At 69.5% G+C, this 7145-nt stretch carries 5 protein-coding genes and 1 pseudogene; 3 read left to right on the forward strand and 3 right to left on the reverse strand.

Annotated features, from left to right (window positions below):
- Positions 1-5: 5 nt before the first annotated feature.
- Both AC07EJ_RS44115 and AC07EJ_RS44120 read right to left on the reverse strand, forming a co-directional pair.
- Positions 6-875: a branched-chain amino acid ABC transporter permease gene (locus AC07EJ_RS44115; RefSeq protein ID WP_389487277.1), complete on the reverse strand. Its 870-nt coding sequence runs from the start codon at positions 873-875 to the stop codon at positions 6-8.
- Between the two features lie 152 nt (positions 876-1027).
- Entirely contained in the window at positions 1028-1882 is an 855-nt protein-coding gene (locus tag AC07EJ_RS44120) for an SDR family NAD(P)-dependent oxidoreductase (protein ID WP_478886350.1), read from the reverse strand.
- Between the two features lie 100 nt (positions 1883-1982).
- On the opposite strand from AC07EJ_RS44120, the gene AC07EJ_RS44125 reads away from it, so the two are divergent.
- The 3 genes and pseudogenes from AC07EJ_RS44125 to AC07EJ_RS44135 form a co-directional block, all read left to right on the forward strand.
- Positions 1983-3026 (forward strand): NAD(P)-dependent alcohol dehydrogenase, encoded by a 1044-nt coding sequence (locus AC07EJ_RS44125; protein ID WP_389487395.1) that lies wholly within the window; start codon positions 1983-1985, stop codon positions 3024-3026.
- Positions 3027-3626: 600 nt separating this feature from the next.
- A complete protein-coding gene (locus AC07EJ_RS44130) occupies positions 3627-6308 on the forward strand; it encodes a SpoIIE family protein phosphatase (RefSeq protein ID WP_478886351.1) in 2682 nt (893 codons plus the stop codon).
- Positions 6309-6439: 131 nt separating this feature from the next.
- Positions 6440-6622: pseudogene (locus AC07EJ_RS44135) on the forward strand (integrase core domain-containing protein); the annotation flags it as partial.
- 322 nt (positions 6623-6944) lie between these two features.
- On the opposite strand, the gene AC07EJ_RS44140 reads toward AC07EJ_RS44135, so the two are convergent.
- On the reverse strand, positions 6945-7145 hold a 201-nt coding region (locus AC07EJ_RS44140), incomplete at its 5' end, for a DNA-directed RNA polymerase subunit alpha C-terminal domain-containing protein (RefSeq protein ID WP_478886352.1).

A 7145-nucleotide genomic window follows, 5' to 3' on the forward strand; every position in this document is an offset into this window, starting at 1 on the left:
CTCCCTCAGACCCGCTGGAACGTGCGTACGCCGAACAGCCCCTGAGGGCGGATCAGCAGCACGAGGATGGTGAACGAGAACACGAACGTGTCGCGGTAGCCGGCCGAGACATAGGCCGCGGCGAGGTTGTCGAGCACGCCGACCGTCAGCCCGCCGATCACGGCCCCGTACATGCTGGTCAGCCCGCCGAGGAAGATCCCGGCGAAGGCGCGGAAGAGCGGCGCGCTGAGCACCGTCGGCACCAGTCCCGCCCGGGGCGCGTAGAGGAACGCGGCGAGCGCGCCGAGGCCGAGCCCGAGCGCCCAGGCGATCCGCGCGATGCGCTGCGAGCCGAGGCCGAGGATCTGCGCGGTGTCGGCGGACTCGGCGACGGCCCGCATGGCGGAGCCGATGGTCGTCCGCCCGAAGAGATACGCCACCAGCGCCATCGCCACGGCCGCCACGCCGATGGTCAGCAGGCTCTGCCTCGGAATCGCCGAGCCGCCGATCGAGACGGACCCCTCCACCAGGCTCGGGAAGAGCCGTGGCTGGTCGTCCCAGATGGTGCTGATGACGCTCTCCGCGATGAGCGAGACGCCCATGGTCATGACCAGGGCCGAGAGTAGCTCCCCCTGCGCCAGCGGCCGGATCACCGTCTCCCGGGCGACCAGGCCGACCCCGGCGGTGACGACGATCGCGACCACGGCGGTCACGAGAAGTGGCAGACCCTTCTCGTACAGCGTCAGTGCCGCGTAGAGACCGACGGTCGCGAGGCTGGCGAGCGCGAAGTTCACCACGTCCGTCGCCCGATAGATGATCACCAGCCCGAGGCCCATCAGGCCGTACACCGCACCGCTGGCGAGACCGCTCACCAGGATGAGCAGGAACTGATCCACGTCGACTGTCTCCTCGTGCCCGAGCACCCGTGCTCCGGGATCTTCAGCGTCGCCCGGGTGATTGACAAACTGAACTCAATTCATGAACTTGCCTCCTGAACGGTAAGCATCGAGTCCCGGGCGGGCAAGACCTGTGCGGGGATGGATTCGACTCAGACCGTGAAACGGCCGCCGTTGGCCAGCAGCACCGCTCCGACCAGATTCGCCGCCGCGTCCCCCGCGAGGAACAGGACGATGTCGGCGATCTCCTCGGGGGTCGCGTACGGGCGCACCCGCGGATCGGCGAAACCACTGCGCAGCGCCGCCGGAGTGCGCGCCGCCATGCCGGTCTCCGTCGGGCCGGGCGCGACCACGTTCACCCTGATCCCGGACGCGACGACCTCCTTGGCCACGGCCTGCGTCAGCGCGTGGACCCCCGCCTTGGAGGCCGCGTAGTGGGGGTAGCCGACGGGGGTGTCGAAGGCCGACGAGGAGCCTATGACGACGATCGCGCCCGCCTTCCGCGGCCGCATGACACGCACCGCGGCACGAAGCACATGGAAGGTTCCGTCCAGGTTGATCCGCATGACGCGCCCCCAGGCCTCGTCGGTGAGGCGGTCGGTCACCTCGGCCGGGCGCCCGTCCCCCAGCGCGTCCGCGATCAGCTGCTTGGCCTCGGGGTCATCGACGCCCGCCGCGTGCACCACGACGTCGAGACGCCCGTGTTCCCGCACGATGTCCGCGACGGCCGCGTCGACCGCCGGAGCGTCCGCCACATCGAGGGCTACCGCCCGGCCGACGGACAGCCCCTTGGCGACGGTGCCGGCGTTCTCGCTGTTCACGTCGGCGAGGACCACGGCCCGGGCCCCCTCGGCGGCGAGCTGCCGGGCGACGGCCGCACCCATACCGGAGCCGGCCCCCGTCACCATCGCGACCCTGCCCGCAAACCGGCCCTGTTGCGCGTCGGGGCCCTGCCGCGGGTCCCGGCCCTGCCGTGTGTCCCGGCCCTGCTGTGTGTCGCTGCTCATCCTGATGCTCCCTCTGCCCCTGCGGGCATCCCGATACTGAACTGACTTCGTCTCTGTTACCGTCACCGCTGTCGATCTGACAAGAGCCGGGACGGTGACCATGAAGGCAGTACGGCTGACGGGTTGGGGACGGGGACCGGCGTTCGTGGACGTCGAGCGCCCGGTCCCCCGCGCCACCGAGGTGCTGGTGCGGGTGGAGGCCGCGGGGCTCTGCCAGTCCGATGTGCACGTCGTCGACGCGGCGGCAGGCGCGCTTCCCTACAAGCCACCGTTCACCCTCGGCCACGAGGTCGCCGGACACGTCGAGGCCCTCGGCCCCGACACCGACGGCCCGACGCCGGGCGAACGCGTCGTGGTCTACGGCCCGTGGGGCTGCGGTCGATGTGCCCGCTGCGCCGCGGGCCGGGACAACTACTGCGACCGGCGCGGCGACCTCGACTGGCACGGGGTCGGGCTCGGCCGGAACGGCGGCATGGCCGAGTACGTACTCGTCCCATCCGCCCACCACTTGGTGCCGATCGGCGACCTGGCCGCCGACCAGGCGGCGCCGCTCTCCGACGCAGGTCTGACCTCGTACCACGCCATCGCCGGAGTGCGGCACTCGCTCGGCGAGGGCTCGACCGCCGTGGTCATCGGCGTCGGCGGACTCGGCCACCTGGCCATCCAGATCCTGCGCGCCACCACGCCGAGTCGTGTTCTCGCGGTCGACATCCGCGAGGCGGCGCTCGCGCTCGCCCACCGGTCCGGTGCGCATGCCTCGACGCTGATGCGGGCGGACATCAGTCGAGCACTTCGGACCGGCACCGGCGGCGTGGGAGCGGACGCCGTGCTCGATTTCGTCGGCAACAAGGCGACTCTTGCCCTCGCCACCGAGATCTTGCGCCCGGGCGGAGAGCTCGTGGTCGTTGGCAGCGGCGGCGGTCAACTGACCGTACGCAAGCCCGGATTCCTCCCCCCTGGCTTCCGACTCTCCCTACCGTTCTGGGGCACTCGGCCCGAACTCGCCGAGGTGGTCACACTGGCACGCGCCGGGACGCTCCACGTCGAGACGGAGCAGTTCCCGTTGTCCGCCGCACAGACGGCCTTCCATCGGCTGAGGCAAGGCGCGATGCGGGGACGAGCCGTGTTGGTGCCCGAGCCCTAGCGGACCACGGAGCCATTCGCACGATGGTGGAGTCCTGTGGCGCTCGTAAAGTCATCGCTGCAGGCAGGAACTTCACCCTCAGCCACTGGCCGCGGGCTTCCATCCCCACAGCACCTACACGGTCACGGAGGCGCCCGCGGCCCTCGCCCTGATTGCCACCGGCCTCGGCAAGGCCGCCCCCTCCCGGACTCCATCCGCTCCGTGCCACACACAAGAAGCTGGACATCCCTGACGTCCGCCGAGCGGAAAAGCAATGAGTGCACAGGAGGAGCGCAACCCCTCGGTCGCCACCGTCTGCCGCCTCCTCGCCGAAGCCGACGGCAACGCCGACGAGTGAGTTGGTGTGCCACTCAAGGCTTCAAGATCATCTCACTGCCCCTTTGACGCGGCGGGCGGCGTATCTCGGTCACACCCCTACCTGGGCGCCCCCAGCGGGGCAGAAAACAGTGCTAGAAAGTGAATATGAAGGGATTTTCCAGCCCAAAACGGCATGAGTCACACCGTCTCTTCGCCGGCCGCGCGTCTGGTCAAGGTGAGTCCGCGGGCTCGGGGCTGCGCTCCCTGCTGAATCTGCACAGCGCCGCCGGGCAGGTGTTCGTCATGCAGGTCGCGATCGTGGTCCTGCTGGTTGCGGCCGCGGTGACAGCCCTGGTGCTCCAGGCGGGGCGTGACAGCACGCGGGAGGCCGCGCGCCAGTCGCTGACCGCAGCAGAGGCGTTCGCGAATGCCCCGGGCACGGTCCAGGCCTTGAACAGCAAGGATCCGACGGCCGTGCTGCAGCCGCGTGCCGAAGCGGCCCGGAAGCGGGCTGACGTGACCTTCATTGTTGTCATGGACACCAACGGAATTCGCTATACGCACCCCGACCCGCGACAGATCGGGAAGAAGTTCATCGGAACCATCAAACCGCCCCTGGAAGGCCACACCATCATTGAGCGCGCCCGCGGGCTCCCCCTGCGCGAGGGCAGCGGGCCGGTCATCCAGGCGGTGGTGCCGGTGACCGATGACCGCGGCTCGGTCGTCGGCCTGGTTTCCGCCGGGATCAAGGTCCGCAAGGTCACCACCCTGTCGGCACGGCAAATGCCGATCATTTTCGGTGCCGGGGCGGCCGCGCTCGCCTTGTCCACCCTCGGGACGGCATTGGTGGCCAGGAGGTTGCGTGGGCAGACGCACGGTCTGGGCCCGGCGGAGATGACGCGGATGTACGAGCACCATGACGCGGTGCTGCACGCGGTCCGGGAAGGGGTACTGATCATCGGTGCCGACGGGCGACTGATGCTGGCCAACGACGAGGCGCGGCGGCTGCTGGAGCTACCTGCGGATGCGGAACAGCGGCAGGTGGCAGAGCTGAAGTTGGATGCGGATACGGCGCGGCTGCTGGCGTCGGGTGAGCCGGCCACAGATGAGGTGCATCTCGCAGGGGACCGAATGCTGGCGGTCAACGTGCGGCCCACTGCCCCGTACGGGGGGCAAGCGGGCTGGGTCGTGACGTTGCGGGACACCACAGAGCTGGCAAGGGTCACCGGACGGGCGGAGGTGGCGCGGGAGCGGCTGAGGCTCCTGTACGACGCGGGCGTGCGGATCGGCACCACGCTGGACGTGGTGCGCACCGCACAGGAACTGGCGGATGTGGCGACCCCGCGGTTTGCCGACATCGTCACCGTCGATCTGCTGGAGCCGGTGACGCGGGGTGAGGAGCCGACCGGGACGGCGGGCATGCGCCGTACGGTAATCAGCGGGGGGTACCAGGAACGGGAAGGGCTCTACCCGATCGGAGAGCTGATCACCTACTCGCCGACGGCTCCACAGGCGCGGGCCCTGGAGACCGGGCGGGCGGTGCTGGAGGACGACCTGCGACAGGCCTGGGGATGGCGGGAACAGGACCCTGACAGGGCCAGTAGGGCCCTGGAGCGCGGGGTGCATTCGCTGGTGACGGTGCCGCTCCAGGCGCGTGGTGTGGTGCTGGGGACGACGAACTTCTGGCGCACGGGGGATTCGCCCCCGTTCAAGGAAGAAGACCTCTCCTTCGCAGAGGAGCTGGCGGCGAGGGCGGCGGTGGCCATCGACAACGCCCGCCGCTTCACCCGGGAGCACACGATGGCAGTGACACTGCAACGGAGTCTGCTGCCGCAGGGGGTACCGGAACAGGACGCGCTGGAGGTGGCCTGGCGGTATCTGCCGGCCGAAGCCGGGGTGGGCGGGGACTGGTTCGACGTCATCCCGCTGCCGGGCGCCCGGGTGGCACTGGTGGTCGGTGACGTGGTCGGCCACGGACTGCACGCGGCCGCGACGATGGGGCGGCTGCGCACTGCGGTACAGAACTTCTCCGCCCTGGACCTACCACCGGACGAACTGCTCGGGCACCTGGACGAACTGGTCACCCGCATCGACAGTGACGAGAACACCGGCGACGGCCCGCAGGGCCGACAGAGCGAAGCGGTCACCGGGGCGACCTGCCTGTACGCGATTTACGACCCGGTCACGGGAGTCTGCACGACCGCGCGAGCAGGGCACCCGGGCCCGGCGGTGGTGCATCCGGACGGGACCGTCACCTCTCCGGAGATGCCCGCTTCGCCTCCTCTCGGCCTGGGCAGCCGCCACCCCTTCGAAACCACCGAGCTACGCCTGCCCGAGGGCTCACGACTTGTGCTGTACACCGACGGACTGATCGTGAACCGCGACCGGGACATCGACACCGGACTGGTCCTGCTGCACCAGGCGCTGGAGGGGGCGGGGCGGACTCCGGAGGAGACGTGTCAGGCGGCGATCGACGCGATGCTGCCGGCGCACCCGTCCGACGACATCGCGCTGCTGGTGGCGCGCACCCGGCTGCTCGAGCCGTCGAGGGTGGCGTACTGGGAGGTGCCGCCTGATCCGGCGGCGGTGGCCCCGGTCCGTACGGAGTGCGGGGCGCAACTGCAGGCGTGGGGGCTGAATGACATCGGGTTCACCACGGAACTCATCCTCAGCGAGCTGATTACCAACGCCATCCGGTACGGCTCGCCGCCCATCAGAGTGCGGCTGCTGCACTACCGCAGCCTGATCTGCGAGGTGTCGGACGGGTCCAGCACGTCGCCACATGTGCGGAGGGCAGCGACCACGGATGAGGGCGGCCGTGGGCTGTTCTTGGTGGCACAGTTCGCCCAGCGGTGGGGCACGCGGTACACACCGGGCGGCAAGGTCATCTGGGCCGAACAATCGCTGCACGACAGCGCCGCTGCCCCAATGAGCGACACACTCACCGAAGCACTCCTCGACCAATTCGACGATCCCACCCTTTGAACGCACGGGAACGTAGCGACAGTTGAGCGGGGCCCGGTGCCGGCGCAGAAGCTCCGGCGACGTGCAGCAGGCTCGGCCGCCCACCGCCCGCTCCATCCGCCGGCATCGACGAGATCCTCGCCGATGCCGGCATCCGAACCGTTCTCACGGGCATCCGGATGCCCCGTATGAACTCGGTCATGGAACGCTGTGTACGGTCCTGCCGCCACGAACTCCTTGACCGCACCCTCGCCTTGAACGAAGCCCACCTGCGCCACGTCTTGCACGAATACGAGCAGTACTACAACTCGCACCGCGCTCGCCAGGCCATGAAACAGGCAGCGCCCCTACGCGCCCTCCCCGAACGGATTGCCGATCCAGGCCGGATCGCCCACCTCGACATACGTCGCCACGACCGCCTCGGTGGAGTGATCCACGAGTACCGACATACCGCCTGAGATACACGGATGAGGTTTCCGGCAGGCGCAAGCCTGACTGGACGAGCTCAGCCACCGCCGCATCGCCGCGTTCGTCGAGGTAGCGCCAGGGGATCCCACGTCCTCTCACGGGGAACGGGGGTGCTGTCTTCGAGTAGCCATCTCCGCGTCACCGGGTCCTCTGCCTTCCCCGCTCTCGGGACCCGGCGCAGCGCAGCGTTCAGTACTGCTCGGTCTCCACGAAACCCGCGTCCGCGTCGTTGTCCGCGCCAAAGGCGTCGGCCGCGGCGGTCGGGTCGAAGCCGGGAGGCGAGTCCTTGAGTCCGAGGCCCATGCCGGCGAGCTTGGCCTTGACCTCGTCGATCGACTTCGCACCGAAGTTGCGGATGTCGAGCAGGTCCGCCTCGGAGCGTGCGACGAG

This window comes from Streptomyces sp. NPDC045026 (assembly GCF_056432625.1).

Bases quoted from the DNA above. Each gene is read 5' to 3' on its own strand.
- AC07EJ_RS44120 (WP_478886350.1), bottom strand. From the start codon at position 1,882: ATGAGCAGCGACACACAGCAGGGCCGGGACACACGGCAGGGCCGGGAC.
- AC07EJ_RS44125 (WP_389487395.1), top strand. From the start codon at position 1,983: ATGAAGGCAGTACGGCTGACGGGTTGGGGACGGGGACCGGCGTTCGTG.
- AC07EJ_RS44130 (WP_478886351.1), top strand. From the start codon at position 3,627: ATGCAGGTCGCGATCGTGGTCCTGCTGGTTGCGGCCGCGGTGACAGCC.